The sequence below is a fragment of the Bacillus alkalicellulosilyticus genome (assembly GCF_002019795.1).
Lineage (GTDB): Bacteria > Bacillota > Bacilli > Bacillales > Bacillaceae_F > Bacillus_AO > Bacillus_AO alkalicellulosilyticum.
In genome coordinates, this window is sequence record NZ_KV917381.1 from 3,976,801 (window position 1) to 4,003,458 (window position 26,658).

The 26,658-nt window shown below is 38.0% G+C and carries 28 protein-coding genes; 6 read left to right on the forward strand and 22 right to left on the reverse strand.

Going from position 1 to position 26,658, the window contains the following annotated elements:
- Nucleotides 1-285: 285 nt before the first annotated feature.
- The 14 genes from BK585_RS25015 to BK585_RS20025 form a co-directional block, all read right to left on the reverse strand.
- Complete coding sequence (locus BK585_RS25015) at nt 286-417, reverse strand: YuzK family famiily protein (RefSeq protein WP_472924276.1); 132 nt, start codon at nt 415-417, stop codon at nt 286-288.
- 204 nt (nt 418-621) lie between these two features.
- Entirely contained in the window at nt 622-999 is a 378-nt protein-coding gene (locus BK585_RS19965; RefSeq protein ID WP_078555680.1) for a carboxymuconolactone decarboxylase family protein, read from the reverse strand.
- Between the two features lie 154 nt (nt 1,000-1,153).
- Nucleotides 1,154-2,029 (reverse strand): MetQ/NlpA family ABC transporter substrate-binding protein, encoded by an 876-nt coding sequence (locus BK585_RS19970; protein WP_078555681.1) that lies wholly within the window; start codon nt 2,027-2,029, stop codon nt 1,154-1,156.
- 19 nt (nt 2,030-2,048) lie between these two features.
- The gene (locus BK585_RS19975; RefSeq protein ID WP_139367600.1) at nt 2,049-2,717 is read right to left on the reverse strand and encodes a methionine ABC transporter permease; all 669 of its coding nucleotides are present in this window, start codon (nt 2,715-2,717) and stop codon (nt 2,049-2,051) included.
- Nucleotides 2,707-3,735, reverse strand: a complete 1,029-nt coding sequence (locus BK585_RS19980) for a methionine ABC transporter ATP-binding protein (RefSeq protein ID WP_078555682.1) — start codon at nt 3,733-3,735, stop codon at nt 2,707-2,709. The genes BK585_RS19975 and BK585_RS19980 overlap by 11 nt, the downstream gene beginning before the upstream one ends.
- 299 nt (nt 3,736-4,034) lie before the next feature.
- Nucleotides 4,035-4,793, reverse strand: coding sequence for a YibE/F family protein (locus tag BK585_RS19985; protein WP_078555683.1), 759 nt, complete (start codon nt 4,791-4,793; stop codon nt 4,035-4,037).
- Entirely contained in the window at nt 4,790-5,914 is a 1,125-nt protein-coding gene (locus tag BK585_RS19990) for a YibE/F family protein (protein ID WP_078555684.1), read from the reverse strand. The genes BK585_RS19985 and BK585_RS19990 overlap by 4 nt, the downstream gene beginning before the upstream one ends.
- Nucleotides 5,915-6,044: 130 nt before the next feature.
- Nucleotides 6,045-6,458 (reverse strand): DUF4395 domain-containing protein, encoded by a 414-nt coding sequence (locus tag BK585_RS19995; protein WP_078555685.1) that lies wholly within the window; start codon nt 6,456-6,458, stop codon nt 6,045-6,047.
- Between the two features lie 147 nt (nt 6,459-6,605).
- A complete protein-coding gene (locus BK585_RS20000; protein WP_245805875.1) occupies nt 6,606-6,854 on the reverse strand; it encodes a YusG family protein in 249 nt (82 codons plus the stop codon).
- 121 nt (nt 6,855-6,975) lie between these two features.
- Nucleotides 6,976-7,359 carry a glycine cleavage system protein GcvH gene (gene gcvH / locus BK585_RS20005; RefSeq protein ID WP_078555686.1) on the reverse strand — a complete coding sequence of 128 codons (384 nt, stop codon included), beginning with the start codon at nt 7,357-7,359 and terminating at the stop codon, nt 6,976-6,978.
- 65 nt (nt 7,360-7,424) lie between these two features.
- Complete coding sequence (locus BK585_RS20010) at nt 7,425-7,784, reverse strand: arsenate reductase family protein (protein WP_078555687.1); 360 nt, start codon at nt 7,782-7,784, stop codon at nt 7,425-7,427.
- 220 nt (nt 7,785-8,004) lie between these two features.
- Complete coding sequence (locus BK585_RS20015; protein ID WP_078555688.1) at nt 8,005-9,789, reverse strand: acyl-CoA dehydrogenase family protein; 1,785 nt, start codon at nt 9,787-9,789, stop codon at nt 8,005-8,007.
- 32 nt (nt 9,790-9,821) lie between these two features.
- Nucleotides 9,822-11,000: an acetyl-CoA C-acetyltransferase gene (locus BK585_RS20020; protein WP_078555689.1), complete on the reverse strand. Its 1,179-nt coding sequence runs from the start codon at nt 10,998-11,000 to the stop codon at nt 9,822-9,824.
- A gap of 27 nt (nt 11,001-11,027) precedes the next feature.
- On the reverse strand, nt 11,028-13,415 hold the full coding sequence (locus BK585_RS20025) for a 3-hydroxyacyl-CoA dehydrogenase/enoyl-CoA hydratase family protein (protein ID WP_078555690.1): 2,388 nt from the start codon (nt 13,413-13,415) through the stop codon (nt 11,028-11,030).
- 269 nt (nt 13,416-13,684) lie between these two features.
- Here BK585_RS20025 and BK585_RS20030 point away from each other — a divergent pair, with 269 nt between their 5' ends.
- Both BK585_RS20030 and BK585_RS20035 read left to right on the forward strand, forming a co-directional pair.
- Nucleotides 13,685-14,002, forward strand: coding sequence for a hypothetical protein (locus tag BK585_RS20030; protein WP_419095551.1), 318 nt, complete (start codon nt 13,685-13,687; stop codon nt 14,000-14,002).
- 13 nt (nt 14,003-14,015) lie between these two features.
- Nucleotides 14,016-14,351, forward strand: coding sequence for a spore coat protein (locus BK585_RS20035; protein ID WP_078555691.1), 336 nt, complete (start codon nt 14,016-14,018; stop codon nt 14,349-14,351).
- Nucleotides 14,352-14,516: 165 nt separating this feature from the next.
- Here the strand turns inward: BK585_RS20035 and BK585_RS20040 are convergent, their stop codons facing one another.
- The 6 genes from BK585_RS20040 to BK585_RS20065 form a co-directional block, all read right to left on the reverse strand.
- The gene (locus BK585_RS20040) at nt 14,517-14,762 is read right to left on the reverse strand and encodes a DUF2573 family protein (RefSeq protein WP_078555692.1); all 246 of its coding nucleotides are present in this window, start codon (nt 14,760-14,762) and stop codon (nt 14,517-14,519) included.
- 74 nt (nt 14,763-14,836) lie between these two features.
- On the reverse strand, nt 14,837-16,993 hold the full coding sequence (locus BK585_RS20045) for a heavy metal translocating P-type ATPase (RefSeq protein WP_078555693.1): 2,157 nt from the start codon (nt 16,991-16,993) through the stop codon (nt 14,837-14,839).
- Nucleotides 16,923-17,294: an ArsR/SmtB family transcription factor gene (locus BK585_RS20050; protein ID WP_078555694.1), complete on the reverse strand. Its 372-nt coding sequence runs from the start codon at nt 17,292-17,294 to the stop codon at nt 16,923-16,925. Before BK585_RS20050 ends, BK585_RS20045 begins: the two co-directional genes overlap by 71 nt.
- Nucleotides 17,295-17,698: 404 nt before the next feature.
- Nucleotides 17,699-17,920, reverse strand: coding sequence for a hypothetical protein (locus BK585_RS20055; protein ID WP_078555695.1), 222 nt, complete (start codon nt 17,918-17,920; stop codon nt 17,699-17,701).
- Nucleotides 17,921-17,992: 72 nt separating this feature from the next.
- Nucleotides 17,993-19,111, reverse strand: a complete 1,119-nt coding sequence (locus BK585_RS20060) for a cysteine desulfurase family protein (protein ID WP_078555696.1) — start codon at nt 19,109-19,111, stop codon at nt 17,993-17,995.
- 18 nt (nt 19,112-19,129) lie between these two features.
- Entirely contained in the window at nt 19,130-19,648 is a 519-nt protein-coding gene (locus tag BK585_RS20065; RefSeq protein WP_078555697.1) for an acyl-CoA thioesterase, read from the reverse strand.
- A gap of 124 nt (nt 19,649-19,772) precedes the next feature.
- On the opposite strand from BK585_RS20065, the gene BK585_RS20070 reads away from it, so the two are divergent.
- The 4 genes from BK585_RS20070 (at nt 19,773) to BK585_RS20085 (ending at nt 23,084) form a co-directional block, all read left to right on the forward strand.
- A complete protein-coding gene (locus BK585_RS20070; RefSeq protein ID WP_078555698.1) occupies nt 19,773-20,243 on the forward strand; it encodes a hypothetical protein in 471 nt (156 codons plus the stop codon).
- Nucleotides 20,244-20,557: 314 nt separating this feature from the next.
- Nucleotides 20,558-21,940, forward strand: a complete 1,383-nt coding sequence (locus BK585_RS20075) for a sensor domain-containing diguanylate cyclase (RefSeq protein WP_078555699.1) — start codon at nt 20,558-20,560, stop codon at nt 21,938-21,940.
- A complete protein-coding gene (locus tag BK585_RS20080; protein ID WP_078555700.1) occupies nt 21,937-22,431 on the forward strand; it encodes a hypothetical protein in 495 nt (164 codons plus the stop codon). The genes BK585_RS20075 and BK585_RS20080 overlap by 4 nt, the downstream gene beginning before the upstream one ends.
- A 65-nt stretch (nt 22,432-22,496) precedes the next feature.
- Nucleotides 22,497-23,084, forward strand: coding sequence for a P-loop nucleotide/nucleoside kinase family protein (locus BK585_RS20085; protein WP_078555701.1), 588 nt, complete (start codon nt 22,497-22,499; stop codon nt 23,082-23,084).
- Nucleotides 23,085-23,181: 97 nt separating this feature from the next.
- Here BK585_RS20085 and BK585_RS20090 read toward each other — a convergent pair whose 3' ends face one another.
- Nucleotides 23,182-23,277, reverse strand: a complete 96-nt coding sequence (locus BK585_RS20090; RefSeq protein ID WP_078555702.1) for a YjcZ family sporulation protein — start codon at nt 23,275-23,277, stop codon at nt 23,182-23,184.
- Between the two features lie 224 nt (nt 23,278-23,501).
- Complete coding sequence (locus BK585_RS20095) at nt 23,502-26,561, reverse strand: efflux RND transporter permease subunit (RefSeq protein ID WP_078555703.1); 3,060 nt, start codon at nt 26,559-26,561, stop codon at nt 23,502-23,504.
- Between the last annotated feature and the right edge of the window lie 97 nt (nt 26,562-26,658).

A 26,658-nucleotide genomic window follows, 5' to 3' on the forward strand; every position in this document is an offset into this window, starting at 1 on the left:
ACACTCGTTTCAGCTTCCTTAGGGCATTCATTCGCGCTATGAACGACTTTTAATACTCGTTTCAGCTTCCTTGGGTCGTTCATTCAACCGATGAACGACCTTACCACCTTGCTTCAGCTTCCTTAGGCGTTCACAAAGGCTCCGCGCTATTCGCTCTCCCTTAGTTCCCATCTCCCCACGCTATAAAACGAAACATTCATAAGAAATGCCCTTCATTTCAATAAATGAAGGACATTCCTTATCATGCTATCCGAATGTTACTTGTCATAAGCCTAAGTAACAGTTTTAAACGGCAATGATTTTTTTACTTTGTTGATGGTCTTTCTCACGAGCTTTTTCAACCTCTAGTCGTTTTTCTAGACTGCGGTTATAATCGGCATATCCTATTCCGTGTGATTGCTGCATTGCTTTTTCCATTTCGCTCGTATGAGTTGTGTTAATCTTGACGCTAATAATAAATCAATCCCTTCTTTTTTCTCACAAGAAAATGATACCACGGTCTGATTATTGACCCAACCGTCAAATATCGTTATATTTCCTCACAAAGAACAAAGAACGGAGCGTCAGAAAAACTCACAGGCGTATATTATATGTTTACTTTGATAATCTTCGTATACCTTACTATTGTTTCATATTCGAGGATTGCAACTCAGAAATTGCATCCTGAACTAATGTAACAGCCTGGCTCATCGCCGCGCCCCCACCAAATGCTGCGGTTACACCAATTGCTTCAAGGATTTCATCCTCAGAACAACCTTGGTCCAAGCAGCCTTTTGTATGATAAATAATGCAATATTCATCTTGTGCATTAATGCTAATGCCAAGGGCGATTAACTGCTTCATTTTTTGAGAAAGCTTTCCTTCCTTAAAACACTCTTCTGTAAACGCATTATACTTTTGTGCAATCTTAGGCATCTTTTGCGTAAACGTGCCTAAGCCTTCTTTATAATCTTGCAATGCCATTTCAATCATGTTCATGTCTTGTTGTTGCTGGTCCATACGCTCACCTCATCATAATTTATGTATTACACTAGTAGTATGGCAGTCACCTAGTAAAAACATGTATTAATTAACATGATTATATGGTATCAAACACGTCCCGATCATATCGATAAAAAAATCCAACAGCCCTAAGGACTGTTGGATTAAGCAATTATTCTGTTACAGGAACGACTGAACCGCCCCACTCTTCAATAATGAAATCTTGGATTTCTTGAGAGCGTAACACTTCAATTAACGTAAGAATTTCTGGACGAGTTTCATCACCCGTACGAACTGTAATGATGTTCACATAAGGATTGTTCTCTCCACTTTCAATTGCAATTGCATCTTCAAGCGGGTTTAAACCAGCATCAATGGCATAGTTAGAGTTAATTAATACTGCGTCGCCTTCGCCTTGTAAATAAGCTTGAGAAAGCATACTTGCGTCAATGTTCGCTTTGAAATCTAAGTTTTTAGGATTTTCAATAATGTCATCTAATTGTGCGCCAAGGCCAACACCTTCAGCTAACGTAATTAACCCTTTTTCTTCAAGCATTAATAAAATACGTCCATGGTCCGTAAATGAATCACTCATAATAATTTGAGCTCCTTCAGGTAACTCATCAAGGCTTGTGTACTCTTGAGAATAAACACCGATTGGCTCAATGTGAATTCCACCAGCATTAACAAACTCATAGCCATGGTCAGCGATTTGAGCCTCTAAATACGGGATGTGCTGGAAGTAGTTTGCATCAAGTGCTTCTTCATCTAACGCACGGTTTGGCATAACATAGTCTTGGAATCTTTCAATTTGTAATGTAATTCCTTGCTCTGCTAAAAGGGGTTGAGCTTGCTCTAAAATAACAGCGTGAGGAACATTCGTTGCACCAACAATAAGAGTTACCTCTTCAGCAACCGGAGCCTCTTCCGTTTCTTCTACTTCGGGTGTACCTGTTTGTTGTTCTTCAACAATTTCTTCTCCTTGTCCACAAGCAACAAGTGTAAGAGATAATAAAGCTGCACTTACTAGACCTACTAACTTTTTCATGATGTTTCTCTCCTTTTTCCTATCTTTTATCTGTTTTATTTGTGTAAAAATCACCAATCCATTGGATGATGAAAATGATGACTAAGATTGTGATTGTTGCCACCCATACTATATCCCAATTATTTCGTTGGTACCCATCCATAAACGCAATATAGCCAAGACCTCCGGCTCCAATAAAGCCCGCCATTGCCGTATAACTAACAAGCGCAATAGATGTAACTGTAATCCCTGATATTAATGCTGGCTTTGATTCAGGAAGAAGTACCTTATAAATAATTTGGAAATGTGAAGCACCCATCGATTGCGCTGCTTCAATAACACCTTTATCAATTTCGCGTAATGCGATTTCAACCATCCTTGCATAAAAAGGCGCTGCTCCAAAGACGAGCGCCGGAATTGCCGCCTTCCATCCAAATATCGTTCCTACAAAGAACTTCGTAAGTGGTATCAGTAAAATGATAAGTATAATAAATGGGATGGAACGAAAGACATTGACGTACATCGCAGTAACAGTATAGACTGGACGATTTTCCCAAAGGTTTCCCTTAGCGGTTAAAAACAATAACAACCCAAGAATAATTCCGAAAAATGCAGTTAATAGAACCGAAACAAAAGTCATACTTAGCGTTTCAATCGTTGCTTCCCAGATATTTTCCCATCTGACATTAGGTAATAGTTTAGTTCCCACTTGTTATCACCTCCACATCGATGTTCTGTTCACCGATGTAAGCAATCGCTCTATTTACTTCATCAATTTCTCCGTCAAGCCTAACAAACAAAGTACCGTAAGAACCATCCACCGTTTGTGTAATTTTCCCTTGAAGGATATTGACATCAACATCAAAATGGCGAATTAACATCGTCATAAACGGTTGTTCTGCTTTTTCACCAACAAAACTTATTTTGGCAATTACTCCGGAAGGATTGTTTTTTACAAGAGTGTTAATGACATCTTCCATATCGCCGGATTCTGTAACTTGTTTCACAAAATCTTTTGTTATATTCTTTTGAGGATTGCGAAACACATCAAGAACCTGACCTTCTTCTACTACATTACCAGCCTCCATGACAGCAACACGGTTACATATCTTTTGGATCACATGCATTTCGTGAGTAATTAACACAATCGTTAATCCAAGCTTTTGATTAATATCAACAAGTAGCTCTAAGATTGAATCGGTGGTCTTCGGGTCAAGTGCAGACGTAGCTTCATCACAAAGCAATACCTTAGGACGGTTTGCAAGTGCCCTTGCAATCCCTACGCGTTGTTTTTGGCCACCACTTAATTGGGAAGGATAAGATTCGCCACGCCCTTCAAGACCAACTAACGTAATTAACTCGTCCACTCTTGCATTCCGCTCTTCCTTTGGGATACCTGCAATTTCAAGCGGAAACGAAATATTTTCTCTGACCGTTCCCGACCATAACAAATTAAAATGCTGGAAAATCATACTTATTTCTTGTCGGGCTTTTCGTAACTTAGACCCTTTTAAGCTCGATAGCTCTTTATCACCAATCGTTATCGTCCCGCTTGTTGGACGTTCTAAACAGTTAAGCATTCGTATTAATGTACTTTTACCAGCACCACTATAACCAATGATTCCATAGATTTCTCCTTCTTGAATCGTTAAATCAACATGGTCAATCGCTGTTACGATACCGTCTTTCGTTTCAAACAACTTCCGAATTCCTTGTATTGAAATCAAGTCTATCCCCCCAATCTACACAAACCTTAGTATTCCTATTAATCTACTTATATTTATAACCGCAAAAAATCAATGAGTTTTCATCTGATAATTATGTGAGAATAATAGCATGGTTATTTTTTTACTGTCAATGATTTTCACTTTATTGAAATACTTTTATTATTGGTAATTATTTAATTTATCAAATTATTCACACAGTAATTTGATATCTTAAAATAACAAAGAAAATCCGAAACACAAGGTTATATTTCACCTTCGTTTCGGACTCAAATGAATGAGCGAAATTGTTGCTATTTCATCTAGTTATGTCCCACTCTACTGACTAAAAAATAGGCGGTAATCGCAGCTGTAATTGGTATCGTCAATGCTATACCAATACCCGCACAAAATATAGTAATCATTTCTGCACTAAATATTTTAGAATTAATGATTTGCCCAAAAGAATAGGATAAATCTTTATACCATATCAGCAACGCCATATAACTTCCGAAGAACGCAAAAAATATCGTATTCGCACTCGTTCCTAATATATCTCTTCCTATACTAATGCCAGCAGAGAATAACTCTCTTCTCGTTATTGAGGTATTATGAGCATAAATTTCGCGCATAGGAGAGGCAATCGAAATCGCAATATCAATAATAGCGCCTATTGTACTCATAATAATCATTGAAGCACCAATTTTCACAAAATCCACTCCGATGTAAAGCGAAAACACAGTTAGATCTTCTATCTCTTCTTCACCGAATCCCTGAATCAGTACGTTTTTATTAATTAGGAAGATGAACAGAAGTAAAAGAACAATCGTTATTACCGTTGACATGAATGCTGTAATTGTTTTTACATTAATTCCATTTATAAAAAATAAACTAATAAAACTTATTGCTGCGCAAGCTATAATTGTTAATAGAATTGGGTTTGCATTCGGATGGGTCATAAAAAGAATCGTAAGAAAAAGAACACCAAAGTTAAAAAAGATAGCAATAAAAGACCTTGCTCCTTTTTCGCCTCCAACCATGACCATCAAAATAAATAAAATAAGCGCTAATATCACATTCATATTCTGGCCCTCTTTTGTTTCACAAAGTAAATCGAAATGTAAAGTCCAATCGGAATCGTTAATACGATCCCAATTCCTCCTGCAAGAGCTCTAGCCATCTCCAAAGAAAGATTCATAGATAAAGTAAAGCCAAGGGGAGAAGCATTATTAAAGTAAAGGATAAGCATTGGAATCGACCCGCTTATATATACAAAAAATAGAATGTTAGTCATCGTTCCCATAATATCTTTGCCAATTTCCATCCCTGATTGTTTTAACGCTTTTACACTGATATTATGGTTCTTTTCATACAGACCAAATATAGAAGATGACATCGTAATCGCAACATCCATTACTGCTCCTAATGTACCTACTAACACACCTGCCATAAAGACCATTTGATGTGGTCTCGTCAAAAATTGCATTTCTTCGTATCGTAGTCCACTATCAGAAGTGAGCCACATGACAAGATAAGTTATGAATAACAATGTAAACGTTCCGACGATGGTTGCGATGACCGCAGCATAGGTTTTTTCATGAAAGCCATTAACGAGCAGTAATGAAATCGCAGTAAATAAAATAACAGCTATACCACATATAAAGACAAGGCTTATGTTTGACGTTTTCAAGTAAACATCTAGCGCAAAAGATAACAACACAGCATTCACTAGTAAACTAATAATAGAAAACAAACCTTGTTTTTTCCCAACAATCAGTAATGTAAAGATAAAAATCCAAGCGACAAACACCACATATTTATCACGTTTTACATCTTGTATGGCGCCAGTTAAATTTGTATCTCCTTCTTCAATCCATACAAAAAGTTCATGACCTACTTTAAATTCATGGTCATATGCACCAGATAACGAATATTCATTTGTTAAGTGGATAAGCTGGCCTTTTTCATCTCCGTTCATCACCTTAGCTACGATATGCTGAGTAAATAAACGGTCTTCATTTTCAAACATATCAACCACTTCGGTCGTATCTAGTAGGTTCGTTTCAATTACTTTGGCTATAGGCTGATTATAAAATGAATAGTTGTGATTCACAAAGATTAAGGAAGAAATACAAAAAAGAACAATTATAATATAAACAAGGGCACTTTTTTGCCGTAGTAAATCAAATAAGTGGGCTTTCATAAAAACACTCCTAAAACTCTTGTTAAAAGAATTAAACAACTTACATTAACAGGAAATAGGATGAGCGGTCAAGATTATTCCCGAAAAAAGACGCTTAGATACGTTATCCAAGCGCCTGCAAGAAATGAATTTATTTTTTTAGCTGATAACGCATTTTTTTCAGTTGGAAGTACATAAAGCATCCAACACAAAAACCTAATAAGGCTATCGTTGCTGCTACCGTAACCATCGCTACTAAAATCCAACCGCTCCAATGACCAGCAAGTAAAATACCTAAACCGATTGCTAATAAAATTGCAGCAATCGTTTGATTAAAACGTGTAAGCTCAACCGATTCTGTTTCTTCCGTAGAACGGTCTTTCTTATTTAGTTTCTTAGCAATCATAAAAGCAATATTTGCTTTTCCACCGAATATCAATGAGATGAGAACAAGTACTAAAGTAAGGGCAACAATTGGCCAGCTTTGTAGTAAAAGTGCAGAAACCGTTAAAGTAACCATCATTAATTGATTGGATTTAACTAGGTAAATAGGAATTTCCTTCATTTCATATCCCTCCTTCTCCTATAAGTATTATATTATATAAAATGAAAAAAAATCCAGAAAAAAGGAGACCTGAAAAAAAGGTTTTTTTACCTTTTTTCCAGGTCTGATGCAATGGGAGTATTTGCCATTGTAATTATTCTTACTATTTTAACACCAACCCATGTCGCAACCTTCTACATACTTATCTTGGTCCTCAGGGTGTTCCGCTTCATACCGAAATACCTTATTGTCCTCAAATTCATACCCTTGGCTCATCTCGTAAGTGTTTTTCCCTTCATCACTCATGATGATTTTTCCGACAACGGCTTCATCCATATATAAGTTCATGGCACCGTTTTCTAATTTACCTTCGATTTTTCCGGTAACGTCTACTTTTTTCATGCTTGGTTCATTCATGTGATAACCTCCTTACCACTTATTCTTAAGATACCCGAATAGGCTCGTCTTAAACTTCTACTTCATTGTAAAAAAAGAGCATCCTTAGGTTTTATCAACCAAATGGACACTCTTTTATCAATTATTCTTCAGTTATCATCTTTTTATATTCATCAACTGACATAAGCTTGTCCGCTTCTGAAAGGTCAGATGGTTCAATGACAATCATCCATGCTTTTTCATACGGTGATTCGTTAACGAATTCTGGAGAATCATCAAGGTCTTCATTTACCTCAACTACTTTTCCGCTGATTGGTGCATAAAGTTCAGAAACTGTTTTTACAGATTCCACACTGCCAAAAGGCTCATCTGCTGTAATATCGTCTCCTACTTCTGGAAGTTCAACAAATACAATATCTCCTAACTCAGATTGCGCAAAATCAGTAATTCCAATACGAACTTTACCATCTTCTATTTTTACCCACTCATGCTCTTCAGAATACTTTAACTCTTTAGGTAAATTCACTTAAATCCCTCCAAATATATACTCAAGCTAAATATAATACAATTGTTAGTGTTTCACAACTATTGTTACGATTTCCAAGTTTGTTCAAACTGCTCTTCCTTAAAGCCAACTGTAACTTTGCTTCCGTCTGTGACGATCGGTCGTTTAATTAACATCCCATCGGAAGCTAATAGCTGTAATAACTCATCTTCTGTAGCTGTTGGAATTTTATCCTTGATTCCTAGCTCGCGATATTTTTTTCCGCTTGTATTAAAGAACTTTTTTAACTCTAGATTGCTTTTTTCATACAACTCTTTTAATTCTTCTTTACTTGGTGGATGTTCTACAATATGTATTGGTTCAAAAGCAATTCCATTACTTTCTAACCATGCTTTTGCCTTTTTACATGTTCCACAATTCGGATACCAATAAAATGTTAAAGCCATTGTGGCCAACTCCTCTCTCTTCCATGCTTTCCATTTTTTCTAAATAACATAATCATTTTAACTTTTAATTCTTTTTCATGCAAAGAAGCTCCCACGATTATAGGAGCTTCCTGGCATAAAGCTGAGAGGAGAATGCTACTTCCTTTGCAGAAAGGAGGCATCATTATATTTTTTTTGAAGCAATGTCTGTAGAAACAAAGCTTCAAAATTGATAATATCGTTAGACTACATACTTTTCGCTTTCAAGAACTTTCGCGGCAATGTCGCGTTTTTTCGTAATGACATTAATTGGTGTATGGCGAGTAAGCTTACGTAAAATTGAAATCATTGTACGTAATGAGTCGCCCTCTTCCATAGCAACAAGCGATTCTTTGGCATGCGCTTCAATGCGGTTAAATGCTTCTTGGCAATATACTTGAGTCATTAATAGCTTTTGTTCGTTTTTCTCTAAACCTGTTACTCCAATCGCTTTTTCAGTACGAAGGATGGCAGATTCCATTGAGAAAATTTCACTTACAATGTCAGCCACGTTTGAAAGTAACTCTTGTTCATGCTGAAGCTTTTCTTGATACTTTTGAGCGCCTGCACCCGCAATCATTAAGAAAATCTTCTTTGCCATTTTCAACAAATATTTCTCTTGCTCTAATGTTTCATCGCCAACTTCCTCTGGCATCATCATTAATAACTCTTGTTGAAGATTCATTGCTTTTTCTAAAAGTGGAAGTTCACCTTTCATCGCTTTTCGAAGGATTGTACCTGGAACTAAAAGGCGATTGATTTCATTGGTTCCTTCAAAAATTCGATTAATTCGCGAATCACGATAAGCTCTTTCCACTTCATACTCCGCCATAAAGCCGTAGCCACCATGAATTTGAACGGCTTCATCGGCTACATAATCTAGAGTTTCTGAGCCGACAATTTTATTTAATGAACATTCAACGGCATACTCCGCAATTGCCTTAGCTACTTCTCTTCCATCCTTTTGTTCTTCATCAGTTAAACCACCAAGTCGTTCTTCGAATAAACCGCCTGTTCTGTAAATTGAGCTTTCCGCCGCATAAATCATCGTTGCCATATTCGCTAGTTTTTCTTGAATTAATGTGAACTTGGCAATTGGCTGTTTAAATTGCTTTCTCTCATTCGCATAGTTCGCTGCAAGCTCTAAACAACGCTTTGAGCCACCAACTGTTCCAATACCAAGCTTATAGCGTCCAACGTTTAATATGTTAAAGGCAATAATATGACCTTTGCCTGCTTCACCAAGCAAGTTATCTTTCGGAACAAGCGCATCCTCAAGAATTAATGTACGTGTCGATGAACCTTTAATCCCCATTTTCTTTTCTTCAGGACCTGTAGACACACCTTCATATTCCTTTTCAACGATAAATGCTGAGAAATGCTCTCCATCAATTTTTGCGTAAACGACAAACACATCGGCAAAAGCTGAGTTTGTAATCCACTGTTTTTCCCCATTTAATACATAGTGAGTACCTGCTTCGTTTAATACCGCTGTCGTTTTCGCTCCAAGTGCATCTGAGCCTGAACCAGGTTCTGTGAGAGCATATGCTGCAATTTTTTCCCCTGTAGCTAATGCAGGTAAATACTTTTCCTTTTGCTCATGGTTTCCGAAAAATACAATTGGAAGAGAACCAATTCCAACATGAGCACCATAACTTAACGAGAAAGAGCCTGCACGTGCAAATTTTTCAGTAATGATTGATGAACTTATTTTATCGAGACCGAGGCCACCATATTCCTCAGGAACGTCTGCCCCTAACAAACCAAGTTCTCCCGCTTCAGAAAGTAACCTTCTTGAAATATCAAATTGATGCTCTTCGATTTTCTCGATTTCTGGAACAACTTCATTCACAACAAAATCTTCTGCAGTCTTACCGATCATGACATGTTCTTCCGTAAAATCCTCTGGTGTGAACACACTCTCAGCAGCTACATCTTCTATTAGGAAACTGGCACCTTTTACAATCTCTTGTTTTACATCACTCATTCTGATTTCCCCCGTTTCATAATTCACTATAATTAAAGTAATTCAAATACCCCGGCAGCTCCCATGCCTCCACCGATACACATTGTCACAACACCAAATTGCTCTCCTCTACGCTTCATCTCATGCATGAGCGATAGAGTTAATTTTGTTCCTGTACATCCAAGTGGATGACCTAGTGCAATCGCTCCCCCATTGACATTTACTCTCTCAGGGTCTAACTGCAAATGACGAATCACTTGAAGTGATTGAGAAGCAAAGGCTTCATTTAATTCAAATAATCCAATATCAGAGAGCTCTAAGCCTGCTAGAGCAATTGCTTTTGGAATCGCTTCAACTGGACCAATCCCCATAATTTCTGGAGGAACACCTGCAACAGCAAACGAACGGAATTTTACAATTGGAGTTAAACCATTTGATTCTGCTGCTTCTCTATCCATTACAAGTACACTCGCAGCCCCGTCACTCATTTGTGAAGCATTACCTGCAGTGACTGAGCCTTTAGGGTGAAACGCTGGTCGTAGTTTCGCTAATCCATTCACTGATGTGTCCGGTCGTACTCCTTCATCGGTGCTTAGTGTCACTTTTTTCTCTTGTAATTTATGATCCTCTCCAACAGAACGTAGTGTAACGTCCACTGGCACAATTTCATCATTAAACTTGCCTTCTTTAATTGCTAGTGCGGCGCGGCGATGACTTTCAACCGCAAACGCATCTTGGTCAACACGACTAATCTCAAAACGTTTTGCTACTTCCTCTGCCGTATAGCCCATTCCCATATAATATTCCGGAGCATTTTCAACTAAAGTTGGATTGGGCGCAATGACATGACCACCCATAGGAATTAAGCTCATGGATTCGGCTCCGCCCGCAATTATCGAAGTAGAATGTCCTAACATAATCCGCTCTGCGGCATAGGCAATACTTTGTAGCCCAGATGAACAATAACGGTTTATAGTGATGGCAGGAACCGTATCAGGCAACCCTGCTAATGCACCGATATTTCGAGCTACATTCATCCCTTGCTCAGCTTCCGGCATTGCACAACCGATAATGACATCATCTATTTTCGTCGGGTCAAAATCTCCCGCTCGCTTTAACGTTTCTTTCACTGCTATCGCTCCAAGGTCATCTGGTCTTACATGAGCCAGTGTCCCTTTTTTTGCTTTTCCAACTGGTGTTCTTGCACCAGCTACAATTACCGCTTCTCTCAATGCTCTTCCCTCCCTTTTCACACTTCTTTAATTACGTAACGGCTTACCTTTAGCTAACATGTGTTGCATTCTTTGTTGCGTTTTCGGTTCCCCAACTAAGCTTAAAAACGCTTCTCTTTCAATATCTAACAAATATTGCTCATCGACTTCTGTACCTCTTGGGACACGACCTCCCGCAATAACAAACGCTAGTTTCTCAGCAATTTTCATATCATGCTCAGAAATCATGCCACCAAATTGCATCGTTTTCGCTCCAAGAAGCATTGTCGCATAACCTGGTTCTCCAACAACTTTTATCTTCTTACGAGTTGGTGCTACATAGCCTTGGTCATGGAGATGGATAACTTGTTGCTTCGCTGCATGCAATGCATGGTCACCGTTCATCGTAATGCCATCACGTTCACTTAAAAATCCATTAACTCTCGCTTCAGCCGCAGAGGTCGCCACTTTTGCCATTGCAATCGTTTCAAATGTTTTATTAGCGACAGCTTGTAAATCAATCGTTGTTCCTTGAGGAAGGCGTTCAAGGTTTCGAAGGTACAACTCTTTGTTTCCACCTCCACCTGGAATCAGTCCAACTCCTACCTCTACTAGACCCATGTAAGTCTCAGAAGCTGCTTGAATACTAGCCGATGGCAAGCAAATTTCAGTACCTCCGCCAAGCGTCATCGCATGTGGCGCAACGACAACTGGTTTAGCTGAATAGCGTATGTTTGCCATTGATTTTTGGAACTGACGAACAACGATATCAATTTCAAAGAAATTATAATCTTGCGCTTCCATTAAAATCATCATCAGATTAGCACCAACACAGAAGTTCTTTCCTTGGTTTCCAATCACAAGACCTTTATAATTCTTTTCAACTTCTTCAATTGATTTGTTAATCATTTGCATGACATCTAACCCAATTGAGTTGTTTGGTGAATGGAATTCCAAGCAAGCTACTCCGTCACCTAAATCAATAAGCGAGGCTCCACTGTTCTTAAAGATGACGTTACTTTCTTCTTTTTTTACTGTTCTAAGATGTATGACTTTTTTATTTTCTTGTATCGCTACATAGTCACCTTTGTGATAATACGCGTTTTCTTTATAAAAGGAATCATGACCGGCAGCTATCATTTCTTTAACCCAAACCGGAACCACTTCTCCCTCTGCTTCCATCCGTGCTATAGATTTTTCCACACCTAATGCATCCCACAGTTCAAATGGTCCTTGTTCCCAACCAAAGCCCCACTTCATCGCTTGGTCAATGGCATGAATGTCATTTGCAATTTCATAGCATTTTTCAGCAGTATAAATAAGGACTGGCTTGAAAATTCCCCATAACAATTCACCTGCTCGGTCATCGGCATAAGCTAACGTTCGGACTTTATTTTTTAAACTCTTTGCTTGACGTGCTGCTTCTGTTGATTTCGTACTGAGCTTTTTTCGCGGACCATATTCAAGTGTAGTTGGGTCTAGTTCAAGAATTTCACTGCCATTTGCCCCTTTAGTCTTCAAATAAAAGCCTTGCCCCGACTTACTACCTATCCAGCCTTTTTCACCCATTTCCTTCATAAAGCTCGGTGGGTCAAAAACATCTTTTTCTTTTCCGTCTACTTTGTCATAAACGTTCTTGGCAACGTGTAAAAATGTATCAAGGCCAACTACATCTAGCGTTCTGAAAGTCGCACTTTTTGGTCGCCCTATCGCTGGTCCTGTCACGGAATCAATCTCACCAACGGAGAAACCACCTTTAACCATTTGGTCAACTGTAATGAGTAAGCCATATGTTCCAATTCGATTCGCAATAAAGTTAGGTGTATCCTTTGCAGATACCACACCTTTACCAAGCGTATCCTCTGCAAACGCTGTCATAAATGAAATGACTTCATCGCTTGTATGTTGAGTAGGTATGATTTCAAGTAATTTTAAATAACGTGGTGGATTGAAGAAATGAGTTCCTAAAAAGTGACTCTGAAAATCTTCAGAACGACCTTCCGCCATCGCTTCCACTGAGATCCCTGATGTATTTGAACTTACAATTGAACCTTTTTTGCGGTATTGGTCTACCTGTTCAAATACTTTTTTCTTTATATCCAAATTTTCAACAACAACTTCAATAATCCAATCGACTTCACTAAGTCGTTTCATATCGTCTTCAAAGTTACCTGCTTCAATTAAAGAAATGTTCCCTTTCTCAGTAAGTGGAGCTGGCTTTTGCTTTAACAATTTTTGACGTGAACTCGTACTTATCCGATTTCGAACTTGAGCATCATCTAAAGTCAGACCTTTTGTTTGTTCCTCTTGTGAAAGCTCACGAGGGACAATATCTAATAACAATGTTGGGATCCCCACATTCGCTAAATGAGCGGCAATTCCCGAACCCATGACACCAGAGCCTAAAACGGCGGCTTTTCGTATTTGACCAATCATACTTGTCCTCCTTCTCCTCTACCAAGAATGAGCCCTTGAATGAATACTCATTCATTTTTATTTTAAAAAAATATCTGCAATAAACTGTTCTTACTTAAACTATAAAAGATTTCCCCATACATAGCAATAATTATTTCTAAAATTTCAAAAATACATTGTTTGTTAACTTCTTCTTATAGTAGCAAGAGCTTAAACACATAAGAAACGACATTTCCTCACACTCTAACCTTGTATCATAAAAAAGTGATACTACAGAGGGAGGAAGAAAAATGATGCAACAACAAATGATGAACCAACAACAAATGAGTCAACAACAAAATCAACAGATGATGAATCAACAGCAACAAAACCAACAAGGTATTATGAGCGAACCACCAAATGTCATTACGAGTAAGGACCAACTTTACATTTCTGACATGCTTTCTTGGAACTTACTTGCGATGAAGAAATGTAACCTCTTTGCTCAGCAATGTACAGACCAAGAAATTAAAGCTGCCATTCAAACGGCTGGACAAATGCACCAACGTCACTATCAGTCGTTAATTCAGCATTTACAATCTCAAAACCAACCACAACAAATGCAATAAGGGAGGCGCTCATATGAGTCAGCAAAATAATAAAATTCAAAACCCTAAAACTCAAGTTCCTGAATCGCCACAAATGAACGACCGTGATTACATTAATGATATCCTTGCTACTGAAAAGTATATGACGAACAATTATAGTTATGCGTTAAATGAAGCAAGTCATGAAAGTTTATATCACACAGTCAGCACCATCTTCAATGAAACGCAAAATTGCCAACGTGAATTATTTAATTTAATGTTCAAAAAAGGGTGGTACTCGTTTGAAGCCACTCCACAACAAAAGTTGGATCAAACGTACCAACAATTCCAAGGCTATTCTACCCAATTCCCATACGGCGGAACGCACTAAGAAAAGCCGCGGAAGTGGAATTTTCTTAGAAGCACTGAGCGAAGCCGCTACCATCTTTTAAAGTCAAACAAAAGTGGGTTTCTTTTGTTTGACGCATAGCGAGTGAAGCCAGTGCTCTTCCTCGAATAACCAAAAAGGTCGTGCAGATTTTGCACGACCTTTTTTTTAATTATTCCCTCGAGCCTTCTGATTAAGCTGTTGAATTTCCGTTATCAGTTCCTTTATGCCTTCTTTTCCATCTGGATACTGTTCATTCCAATGCTTTGCTAACGGAGGCATGCTTTTGGAGATATGAGTAAACAATGCCCAAGCTTTTACTTTCTCTCGTAGTTCCTCATTTTCCTCTCCTAATAAAAGCTCTGTATACTTTGTTAGTAACCCTTCTAACTGTTCGTTCAGTTTTTGATTCACAATCCTAACTCCTTTTTTCCTTTTTCATGTACCCATTATAGCATTCACAGGTTCCGACCTCGACACTCACATTCTTATTTTTTTATTCTCAATAAACGTAAGGCGTTCAGTGTTACAAGCAAAGTAGCTCCCATATCCGCAACTATCGCAATCCATAATGTCAGCCAGCCTGGAATGACAAGAAGCAGTGCTCCTATTTTTAATACTAACGAAAGAACAATGTTTTGTTTAATAATCGCTAATGTTTTGCGACTTAGTTTAATTGTCAAAGGCAACCTTGATAGGTCATCTTTCATTAACACGATATCTGCCGTTTCTAAGGCGACGTCAGAACCCGCACCTCCCATGGCAATGCCGACATTAGCTGTTGCTAAAGCTGGCGCATCATTAACCCCGTCACCAACCATCGCAACCTTTTTTCCACGTCCAACAATTTCTTTAATCGCATTTACTTTATCCGATGGAAGTAAGCTGGCCTTTATTTCAGACATTCCTAATTGCTTTCCAATCGATTCAGCTGTTTTTTCATGATCCCCGGTAAGCAATACTGTTTCCTTAATGCCAACATCATACAAACTGGCTAAGAGAAGAGCACTTTCTTCTCTTATTTGGTCTGCAATCGCAAAAATGGCCAACGGTGTTTTCTCATTCGAAACGAGTACAACTGTTTTTCCCTCGTTTCGAATGGTTTCTATTTTTTGCAATATATCCTCGTTCACTTTTACTTTTTCCTCAATGTAGGACGGGCTTCCAACCCAATACACGACTCCAGCAATAGTCCCCTGAACACCTTTCCCCGTTTCAGAATGAAAATGTTCTACTTCCGCTCCATGTTCTCCATTTGCATATCGAACAATGGCACGAGCAAGTGGATGCTTAGAGCCTTGTTCAAGAGCAGCAGCAATTGCTACCGTTTCTTTTTTATCTCCACTAAGGGCTATGAAATCAGTGACTTCCGGCTTCCCCATTGTCAGAGTTCCTGTTTTATCAAATGCAATCGTATCAATGTGACCGGCTTCCTCAAGGTGAACTCCACCTTTTATTAGCACTCCTCGCTTTGCTGCACTACCAATCGCTGTTACGATAGCGACAGGAGTAGAAATGACCAACGCACACGGGCACCCAACAACTAGTACAGCTAATCCCTGGTAAATCCACGTTTCCCAAACGCCATTAACGAATAATGGGGGAACAACCGCCACACATGCTGCAATAAGGATTATAAGCGGAGTATATACCGCAGCAAAACGATCAATAAATGCTTGTGATGGAGCTCGTTCAGATTGCGCTTCCTCCACAAGGTGAATCATTTTTGAAAGAGTCGTGTCTTCGTATCCTTTTGTAACTTCAATTTCAAGGAGACCTTCCTCATTTAATGTTCCAGCAAATACAGTATCACCTATCTCCTTAGTGACAGGAAGAGATTCACCTGTAATCGGCGCCTGATTAACAGAGGAGATTCCTTTTTGAACGACACCATCCATGGCAATTTTTTCACCCGGTCGAACGACAATTACGTCTCCGATTTTTATTGATTCAACGGCGACTACTTTTACTGTAGTTCCTTCACGAACGCTTGCCGTATCTGGTGATAGTTCTACAAGAGACTGAATCGAACGCCTTGCTTTTTCCATTGCAAATGTTTCTAATGCTTCGCTAATTGCAAATAAAAACACAACTACAGCACCTTCTGCTAACTCCCCTATCGCAAGTGCTCCCAGTACAGCAATCGTCATCAGCGTCTTCATATCAAATGTTAATGACTTCAGGTTTTTTAGCCCTTGCCAAAATAATTTATATCCTCCAATGACCATAGAGGCTAGATAAAAAAGCGTGATCGGAAGAAACTCCCCGCCCATTTGAAGGTGAAAGTAAAAGGCGATGATAAGGAATAGACCTGAAATTACTGTGCGCATGAGCGGTTTTGATTTCCATAGAGGTTGTTTGGTGACCTTCTCACCCTCCTGAAAAAAACGAAGATTTTCAAATGCACCTGCTTTTTCTAGCTGTTCTTTTGTTATGGTTCCTGAAACTGTAATCTTCGAGGCTTGAAAATTCACTTCCACCTCTTTTACTTCGTCGATTTTTTTAACATTCTTTTCAAACTGCGCAGCACAATTGGCACAAGTTAAACCTTGAATTTGAAAGACTTGCTTTTCACTATTGTTCACGAGACATCGTCTCCTTACTGTGAACCATCCCAATCGTGATAAGCGTTCGTACGTGTTCATCATCTAACGAATAAAAGACGAGTTTCCCCTCTTTTCTACTTTTAGCTAATCCAATCGTTCGAAGATGGCGCAAATGATGTGACGTTGTTGCCGTTGAAGCTCCAATAATATTGGCAACATCACACACACATAACTCCTCTTCTTGTGAGAGTGAATAGGCAATTTTCATTCTCGTCTCATCTGCTAAAGCTTTAAAAATAGCAACAGTCTTCTTTATCTCATGCTGATTATCATTCAGTACTGATGTTAATTTCGAGACCTTTTCCTCATCAAAACAGTACACCTCACAACTATCTGACACAGTAGTTCACCCCTCCCACTCATTCAAATATATATTTGATTGTAGTATACTACTATTTTATTCAAACGTCCATTAGAATGTTCTAATGTTTTTATACTTTTTTTGTAGTAAGCGGTTTTAAGGGATTCGGTCTAGGTGCGTATTAGCAAGTTCGTGCTTTTGTTTGGGTCACACGGAATGGTGACCGTTTCAGTCGATAGTTTCTTTTGTTTGGTCTTCATCACACTCATGATGACCATTTCACTCGTTTTTTCCCTTCGCTTTGGTCTTCACCACACTTATGATGACCACTTCACTCGTTTTTTCCCTTCGTTTTCACCAAGGCGATGCTTGGGCTAAATAAATAAAAAAAATAACCCAATGGTCAATAAAACCCGTTGGATTACCTATACTTATCTATACAACTAATTTATTTTCTTTTGTAACTCTGCCATCTCAAGTTTCAATTGTTGTTGTTCTTGGATGATTTGTTTATTTACGGCTAGCATTTCTTCTGCTAGTCGTTGATAGGATTGATCTTTAGATGCTTTCATTTTCGTTTGCCATGCTTTAATCAGTGTAATCGCTACTAGTCCACTAATGGCGACAATACCTAATACCATAATCATAGCTGCAACTTCTACCATAACAGTGACCCCTTTCCAATTCATTTAACTCATATATATTATAGAAAATTTAGGAAGTCAATGGAATATTTGTTACACTCTTTCTTTAATTAATTGTACAGCTACATCAATTTCCTCTTTTGTAGTATAGCGCCCCACACTAAAACGAATCGTTCCCATCCCAATATGTTCACTGATACCCATCGCTTGTAATACTGGAGACAATGTTACTTGGCCTGAGTGACAAGCAGAGCCCGTTGAAGCTGCAATTTCAGGAAGCTTATCTAGAAGTTCTTGACCGATTTGACCGGGAAAAGAAACGTTTAACGTATTCGGAAGTTGCTTTTCTGGATGGCCATTCCTGACGACTTTCTCGTTGTAATGCTCTTTCAGACTTTCCCAAAAGTAATCACGAATCTCAGTCAATTTATGTTGTTCAATGCTACTATGTTTCGCTAACTCGCAAGCTTTCCCAAGGCCAACAGTAAATAGAACATTTTCCGTTCCTGCTCGTCTTCCTTGTTCATGCCCGGCACCGTGAATGAATGGCTCTAGCAAAATTCCTTGTCTCAAAAATAAGGCACCAATTCCTTTTGGAGCGTAGAGCTTATGTCCCGCAATCGTCAAAAAGTCAACTCCAAGCTCATTCACGTCAATTGGGACTTTCCCCAGTGATTGTGAAGCATCCGTATGGAAAAACACATTATACCGTTTCGCGAGTTTACTAATTTCTTGAATTGGTTGTATCGAACCTACCTCATTATTTGAGTGCATAATCGATATAAGGACTGTCTCTCTCATAATTGCGTTCTCAATTGCATCTAATTGAACGACTCCATACTCATCGACATCGACGTATGTGACTCGGGCACCTTGTTGTTCTAAATACTTGCATGGATTAATAATAGCTGGGTGTTCAATTTTAGAAGTAATAATATGATTGCCTTTTCCTGAAAAGGTTTGAAAGACACTTTTTAGTACATGATTATTTGCTTCACTTCCTCCACTTGTAAAAACTATTTCATTGGGTTTTGCTCCAATAAAGTTAGCCACTTGTGTTCTTGCTTGTTCAACGGCTTTCTTCGCTTCACTTCCAGCAAAATGCAAAGCGGATGGATTTCCGTAATGTTCTTGCAAAAACGGTAGCATCACCTCTTTAACCTCAGGTGCAATCGGGGTACTTGCATTATAATCTAAATAAATCTGATTCATTTTTAGTCTCCTCTTTTCTTACCAAGGTACATGAATATTCAATGCCTCCGCAAGTGCCTGGCTGTCTTTCCGACGTTGCTTTCGTTCCTTTGTTCGTTGTACGGCATTTTTATGTAATCGAATTTCTTCTTCGGTTTCAGGAATAATATCAGGGACTTCTGTTAGGTTCCCGTTTGAATCTAAAGCCACAAAAGTTAAGAACGAAGTAGCAGCTAAATAACGCTCTCCTGTCATTAAATTTTCAGCTACCACCTTTACAAACACTTCCATCGAGGACCTCCCCACCCATGTAACATACGACTGCAAACAAACCGAATCATCTAAGTTAATTGGCTTTAAAAAATCGACAGAGTCGGTTGAGGCTGTTACTACATCACAACGGGCATGTCTTGAAGCTGAAATTGAAGCAACATCATCCATATAGCTCATTAACTTTCCACCAAATAATGTATTATGATTGTTCGTATCAAATGGAAACACACGACTCGTTTTTATGACTCTCGTTTCTCTGCAATATTTTTTCGGACGTTCACTCATGATTCATTCCTCCATCTTAGCTATATTGTAGTAAGTTTATCATATCAATTGTTCAAACCACTACTATCAGACAAAGAGAAAGAGTATAATTTAAAATAGCCAATTTACCGAAAGGAATGTACATATGAAAATAAAACACTTTACTGATTTTGATGAAGCTTATAACAGCATTATTCCTCTGATTCCTAAAGTACAAGGAACCGATAGCTTTTGGAATGACCTACAGCTAAAAATAGAAAAGAAACAGGAAATTACCTTTCAAGAATACGCAGCTTTATATTACGGTGCTTCATTCGTTGTAAAAAGTGAGGAAGAAAAAGGCCTACCAGAAATGGCTACCGTAAGCGAAAGGTTCGTCCTTGATTTATATGTAACGTTATTAGCAGAATCAGGGGGCGAAGAGTTTTTTGAAGGCACCGATGAATACACCGATGAGGAATATGAGCAGTTTTCGCAAGCTATGATAAATGAAGTGATTGAAATGAAAATCGTAGCTGAAAAATACGTGGAAGGTATTGAGGTATTTGAACCTGTATTCTTTAAGACCATTAAAGGTCCAGTTCGCTTTCGAAGACAAAGCTTACCTACTGAATAAAGTGGAGAGGTATAACCGTAAGCCCGTTGTGAACGATTAATTCACAACGGGTTTGTTACGAGTGAGTCCATTATAAACTATATAACTAGTTTTCCCAGTCAGTTTTCATTTCGTTTTTAGTATAAAAGTGTTATAATAAAGGTAACTTTTTACAAAAGTAGGTGTTGTTCTTGGATAACAGTTTGTACATCTTGCCCTTAATCGCTACTTTAGTCCTTTTATTAATAAATTTCTTACGGTTTCAATTTCAATTAACTGTACACAAGCTTTTTTTCTGTATAACTATTTTTCTAGTCATAACGTATGTAGGAATAATGACAACTCTACCTCTTCCTTGGCTATATCTTGGGGCAATTGCTTTAGCTGTTTTCAGTTTCTCTTATATAGGTGGTTCTATAACGGCACTGTTAAGTTATCTCGTTCTTTACTTTACGTATAACCACACTTTTTTACTGCTAGGGACGTATATCGTAGTCGCGCTTTTAAGCGCTTACTTCGTATCTCAATCTAAAGCAAAAAGAGAAGAAGCCCAGTTATGGACCAAGAAATTAATAAAACGTTCTAATCAGCTCCGCATTTTTCATGAAATCAACACATCCATGCAGCAAACCTTACAACTTGATAAACTATTACACACGATTTTAATAGCCGTTACAGCAGGTCATGGTATGGGGTTTAATCGAGCAATGGTTTTTTTAATTGATGACAAAAATCAACTTCATGGGAAGATGGCTGTTGGTCCAATGAACTCCACAGAAGGCTATGCCATTTGGGAAATGATCGCTGCAGAAAAATATAAATTACAGGATTTAATAGAAATGGATAGGGAAGAAAAAGATATGGATAGCGACCTAAATTACTTAGTAAAATCACTAGTGATCCATGATGAAAACGATGAAAATAATATCATTTTATCTTCCTTATCACAAAATAAACCGATTCATGTTGTTACTATCGACAACACAGATGCCGTTCAAGTAAAACTACATGAATTGTTTGATATGAATGAATTTGCAGTATTGCCTTTAGTAAATCAAGGAAAAAAAGTAGGGGTTCTTCTAATCGATAACATTGTAAATAAGTACCCTATTTCGATGGATGAAATAGAAGCCGTTATTCCTTTTGCCAATCAAGCAGCAATTGCTATTGACCATGCACGATTATATCAAATGACAGAAGATATGGCTTTAAAAGATGGGTTAACAGGGTTGTATAATCAAAGGTCGTTTCAACAAAAAATCGATTATTATTTCACAAATAATTCAAATCAACCGATTTCTCTTATAATGATGGATATTGACTTTTTCAAGCATTATAACGACACAAACGGGCATCTACTTGGAAATGAAGTGCTTAGTCAACTTGCAAAAGTAATCGTAACAGTCATAAAAGATCTTGAGTATTGTTATCGTTTTGGGGGAGAAGAATTTGCAGTACTCCTGCCAAGTAAATCTCTCCAAGAAGCATTTGATATTGCTGAAACCATTAGAGCAAGCATTGAGACAAGCTCTTTCCCATCGGGTGATAAGCAACCAGGAGGAAAACTAACGGTTAGTGTGGGAGTAAGTTCAACCGAACAGCATCAACAAGGTAGTAATGGCAGTAAGTTAATTCAATTCGCGGATGACGCTTTATATGAAGCTAAACGAAAAGGAAAAAACCAAGTTTTCAGCTCGAAAGGTGAGGTCATGTCATGAATGGTCAACTCGGTTTCATCATCCTCTTTTGTAGTTTATTTATCCTTTGGATAACAAGTAAACCTTTTTATTATCTTTCCTTGCGCTTGCATATGAAAAGAGTGTCTAGAAAGTTAAACTTTCGCTATAAGGACCTTCACCATTCTTTTGAACAAATGGTTTACTTTATTAATTTACCAAGTCATCTTCCAGAAGTGATTGATGCAAAAAAGGAAGATATTGAGTTGAAAATAGATATCCGTGGTCTTTTTTATCCCGAAGTAAACGGAATCAAGGTGTTTCTAACAAATAAAAATAAATCACTGTTCATTGCTTATATTCCAGTAGAAGATTTCAGAATGCCTCTGTTGGATAAACTTGAAAAAGAAAAAAAGATAAATGAAGAAGACTACCGTAAGATTGGTACGTTTAAATTACTCCACCCAAAAACATTACTTGAGATGAAGGAAGATATATTTAAAAATCTTCAATCTGGACATTATTCAGGGTAGATTCCCACAAAATAGAATTATGGTATAATGAAACCATTGAAATCTCAACGATAAAGGTGGTACACATGCAAAAATTAGTCTATTTTGTTGGAGTAGCTGGAACTGGAAAAACAACGGTAGCACGAGAAATCGCGTTACGAATGCCTTGTACATTTCTTGACCGCGATACCATTGGTGGTAGATTTGTCGAGAAAATTCTAGAAATGAATAACCTAGATAAAAATGACCGAGATTCTCAGTTTTACAAAGAGAACCTTCGTGATTTAGAGTATGATACGGCTAAAGATATTTGTATCGAAAGCTTATCTGTTGGTCAAAACGTTTTTATGATTTCACCATTTACGTCAGAGTTAAAAAATAACGAATACATCAAAGAAGTTATTGAGTTAAGTGGCAGACCTGCTAATGAAATTGATGTTAAGGTCGTTGTCGTGACACTACTGGATATTGAATTACAAAAAGAGCGCATAGAAGACCGTGCTACAGTCCGAGACACATGGAAATTAGAAAATTGGAATTCCTATGAAACACGCGTTGACTTTGTTCCAACGATTAATTGGGACATCCCAAAAGAAAACATTATAGTATTTGATAACTCTGGTGATTTAACGGAAGAAAAGGTTGAAGGCCTATTACGTTTTATTACAAACTGAACTTTTAAAATAGACCGGGACAAAGGTAGAACAACCTTTATTCCGGTCTTTATATATAGAGAAAAAGGGTCTCTGTAGCCAGAGACCCTTGTAATACTTAGTATCCTACGTAAGCAGCCCCGATAATTACTAATAAAATAAATAGGACTACCACTAATGCAAAGCCTGCGCCTGCACCTGCATAATGTGTCATTCGTCAACACTCCTTCTCGAATTGAATTGTGGAACATTCCACTTACCAATACCATATTCACTAACCAGCAATTTGGTTTAGACAATCAGAAAAAAAGTATATAGATTTGCTTATTGTTATGTTGTGCATGAGTCAGAAACATCATATAAACTGTATTTTGCCAAGGTAGTGCCCATTTTTATTAAAAAACACATGCTATCTGTAAAATAGCACGTGCTTTTACTTTAGCTTTCTCGTTTTTTCTTCATCACCATATAAAAAGCAGGTACGAGTAACAGCGTAAAGAACGTTGAGAAAAAGATTCCTGAAATAATTGAAATGGCAAGAGGTGTAAATAATACATCTCCACTCAGTGCAATCGGAACAAGTGCACCAATAGCTGTAAATGCCGTAAGAAGAATGGGGCGTAATCTTGCTCTTCCAGATTCAATAACGGATGTCGCTAATTCCATTCCTTCTGACAATCGTTGCTCAATGAATTCGATTAGTACAATTGAGTTCCTTACTACGATCCCAGCTAGAGAGACAAGCCCCATCATTGCCATAAAGCCAAGTCCAGTCTGTGTTACAAACAATCCAATGACTGCTCCTGAGATGGCTAAATACACCGTAGACATCACTAAGATAGGTGTCTTTAACGAATAAAATTGAACAGCCATCACAATGAAAATCAAGAAAACCACAACAATAAATAACTTCCCAACTTCAATAAAGAAGTCTGTTCTCGCTTCGGTTTCACCACCGATTGAAATGCTGTACCCCTCATCTAAGGAATACTCATTTACTTTTCCTGTGATTTGTTGTTCTAGCACTGATTTTGTTTCTTCATTTGGATAGACACGAACGGTAATGGTTCGTTCTCCATTTGAATGAGGTACCCTTTGTATTTGTTCAACTTCTATTGGCTCCACAAATTGATCAAACGTAAGTAAATCAGGAGGGCCAGGTTCCGTTACACTCCATTTATTCGGTAAGGCTAAAGAAGTTAAATCTAACTCTTCTCCTTCACTAAGTCCATCCACAACTAATCTTATATCTCTAAACTCTGTCCCATCATCAAATGAACCGATAGGGACTCCTTCTGTCTTTAATGCAATTTGCTCGCTTATCTCTTTCATCGTAATCCCATATTCGGCAAGAACGTCACGGTCTGGTTCATATAAAATCGTAGGCCAAGGGTTTCCGACGTTATCAACAACCGCTCCGCTTCCTTCAAATTGTTCGATATCACTTTTTAACCTATCGACAATCGAAGTAAGTTCATCTAGTTCAAGACCCGTTACTTTAATAGCAATCGGTGCACCTACAGGGGGACCAGCTTCAATAGTTGTTAACTTTGTTTCTACATTAGGATAGGTTTCTCTTAACGTCTCGCTCCATCTAGCAATCGTTTCTTCTGCAGATTGAGATTCTTTGTTCACCCTTAATACGATTTGTCCAGTGTTTTCACCAGCACCTTCAATAGATGAATTAAACAATCCTGGCACTCCAGTACCCGTATAGATCGCCGTCTCATATACATTTTCATCTTGTTTACGAATGTCCATTTCAATTTTTCTTAACAACTCGTCAGTTTGTTCAATCGTCGTTCCAATCGGTGCGACGACTTCTAGCGTTACTTCTTCTCGATCAGCACTCGGGAAAAAGACAACAGGAATAAACGGAACTAACCCATAAACAACGGTACAGAATAATAGGCCTATCAAACCAACTCGTAATGGTTTCTTAACGATATTGGCTAATACTTTGTTCGCATACCAATTGGCCAATGAATCCAGTGATTTTCCGAGTAGCCCATCTTTTCTTTCCTTTTTGCTCTCTTTGCGTTTCTTTTCTCTCCATACGCGATAAATCGGGACTAACGTTAACGAAAGAATCGTGGATGCAATGATCGTTGTAATTAAAACTGTAGGCATTGCTCGAATGAAATCTCCGCCACTACCTGAGATAAATACAAGCGGTAAAAATGTAAAAACAACGGCCAAGGTAGATGTAATAATCGAGACTCTAACTTCTTTCGTTCCTTTTATCGCACCCTCTAAGGCTGAATCTCCTAACTTATACCTACGTTGAATGTTATCGTTAACGACAATTGCATCATCAACCAAGATCCCTAACGCGATGATAAATCCGATAATCGATATTTGGTTTAAATCAACTCCGACATAAGGTAACGGAACTAAACCCAGCAATATGGATATAGGAATTGCCAAAGCTACAATAAGAGCTGACGAAAAATTTAATCCAAGTAACGTAACAAAAATGACTACGATGACAGAAATGATAAACGATAAGGATAAGTCTCGAAATATCTCTGAGACAATATTGTTTTGTGTATAATATAAATCTAGTGTCGCTGTTGTAGAAAGATCTTCTTTAAGAATATTCAACTTCTCATCAACTGCTTTATGAAGTGACGGAACATCAATGCCTCGTTCAGGAACGACTGTAAATGAAAGCGTTGGAATCCCTTCATAAGAGATAACGTCCTTCATCTCTTTATATTGAAGTGAGACATCACCAATGTCATCGATATAAATGGGTTCTCCATCATTTAAACCAACTGGCAATTCTGCAACTTGTGAGATATCACTCATTTGTGGAAGAGCAAGCTGATGAATCCTGTCACCAATTTGTTTTGTTCCAATCGGGACTTGACCAAATTCACCAGAATAGGCTTGTAATACATCTGGAACAAGAATACCTAATTCCGCCATCCTTTCTGAATCTAAGGAAATAATTATTTCCTCTTCAGGAACTCCTTTAACTACCGTATTTTTAACACCTGGGATGGATTCAATTTCTTGTTGCCACTTTGACAGAATTGGTCCAAGTCGATATAAGCCTTCACGGTCTTCAGATAAAATATGATACGAAGACAACGCTCCTAATTGTATAGTTTCATTTACATTCGGAGAAAGGACTTGCTCTGGGAAACCACGGCTTGTATCAATGATCGTTTGCCTAATATCAGATAATACCTTATCTTTATCTGCCTTCCCATCAATCTCGATGACGATATTCGACGCTCCAAGGGAAGATACAGAAGAAAAATCCTGAATACCAGCAATTCTTTCAATCGCTTCTTCAATAGGGACTGTAATCGTCCTCTCTACCATTTCTGGTGTCGCACCTGGATATACGGTTGTTACGGTTGCAATATCTAATGATATTTCTGGTATTTCACGTTGTGGCAACTGCCAAAATGTGATAAATCCAATAACCATAAAAAGGATCAAAAATAAAACTGTAATTTTAGGCTTTTTGATAACGGAATCAAACATTAGATTTCCTCTCCCACTGTTTCGATTTGTATAATCTATTTATATAGTAAATATAGGTTTTTTACAATGATTTTAGTCTAGTTCAGCATAGCTTTCA

Bases quoted from the DNA above. Each gene is read 5' to 3' on its own strand.
- BK585_RS20035 (WP_078555691.1), top strand. From the start codon at position 14,016: ATGAGTCAGCAAAATAATAAAATTCAAAACCCTAAAACTCAAGTTCCT.
- BK585_RS25015 (WP_472924276.1), bottom strand. From the start codon at position 417: ATGGAAAAAGCAATGCAGCAATCACACGGAATAGGATATGCCGATTAT.
- BK585_RS20045 (WP_078555693.1), bottom strand. From the start codon at position 16,993: ATGAACACGTACGAACGCTTATCACGATTGGGATGGTTCACAGTAAGG.
- BK585_RS19985 (WP_078555683.1), bottom strand. From the start codon at position 4,793: ATGAATGTGATATTAGCGCTTATTTTATTTATTTTGATGGTCATGGTT.
- BK585_RS19965 (WP_078555680.1), bottom strand. From the start codon at position 999: ATGGACCAGCAACAACAAGACATGAACATGATTGAAATGGCATTGCAA.
- BK585_RS20065 (WP_078555697.1), bottom strand. From the start codon at position 19,648: ATGAGTGAACGTCCGAAAAAATATTGCAGAGAAACGAGAGTCATAAAA.
- BK585_RS20055 (WP_078555695.1), bottom strand. From the start codon at position 17,920: ATGGTAGAAGTTGCAGCTATGATTATGGTATTAGGTATTGTCGCCATT.
- BK585_RS20080 (WP_078555700.1), top strand. From the start codon at position 21,937: ATGAATGGTCAACTCGGTTTCATCATCCTCTTTTGTAGTTTATTTATC.
- BK585_RS20030 (WP_419095551.1), top strand. From the start codon at position 13,685: ATGATGCAACAACAAATGATGAACCAACAACAAATGAGTCAACAACAA.
- BK585_RS20060 (WP_078555696.1), bottom strand. From the start codon at position 19,111: ATGAATCAGATTTATTTAGATTATAATGCAAGTACCCCGATTGCACCT.
- BK585_RS20025 (WP_078555690.1), bottom strand. From the start codon at position 13,415: ATGATTGGTCAAATACGAAAAGCCGCCGTTTTAGGCTCTGGTGTCATG.
- BK585_RS19970 (WP_078555681.1), bottom strand. From the start codon at position 2,029: ATGAAAAAGTTAGTAGGTCTAGTAAGTGCAGCTTTATTATCTCTTACA.
- BK585_RS20075 (WP_078555699.1), top strand. From the start codon at position 20,558: ATGACAACTCTACCTCTTCCTTGGCTATATCTTGGGGCAATTGCTTTA.
- BK585_RS20000 (WP_245805875.1), bottom strand. From the start codon at position 6,854: ATGAATGAACCAAGCATGAAAAAAGTAGACGTTACCGGAAAAATCGAA.
- BK585_RS20070 (WP_078555698.1), top strand. From the start codon at position 19,773: ATGAAAATAAAACACTTTACTGATTTTGATGAAGCTTATAACAGCATT.
- BK585_RS19990 (WP_078555684.1), bottom strand. From the start codon at position 5,914: ATGAAAGCCCACTTATTTGATTTACTACGGCAAAAAAGTGCCCTTGTT.
- BK585_RS20095 (WP_078555703.1), bottom strand. From the start codon at position 26,561: ATGTTTGATTCCGTTATCAAAAAGCCTAAAATTACAGTTTTATTTTTG.
- BK585_RS20010 (WP_078555687.1), bottom strand. From the start codon at position 7,784: ATGGCTTTAACATTTTATTGGTATCCGAATTGTGGAACATGTAAAAAG.
- BK585_RS19995 (WP_078555685.1), bottom strand. From the start codon at position 6,458: ATGAAGGAAATTCCTATTTACCTAGTTAAATCCAATCAATTAATGATG.
- BK585_RS20015 (WP_078555688.1), bottom strand. From the start codon at position 9,789: ATGAGTGATGTAAAACAAGAGATTGTAAAAGGTGCCAGTTTCCTAATA.
- BK585_RS20090 (WP_078555702.1), bottom strand. From the start codon at position 23,277: ATGACACATTATGCAGGTGCAGGCGCAGGCTTTGCATTAGTGGTAGTC.
- BK585_RS20085 (WP_078555701.1), top strand. From the start codon at position 22,497: ATGCAAAAATTAGTCTATTTTGTTGGAGTAGCTGGAACTGGAAAAACA.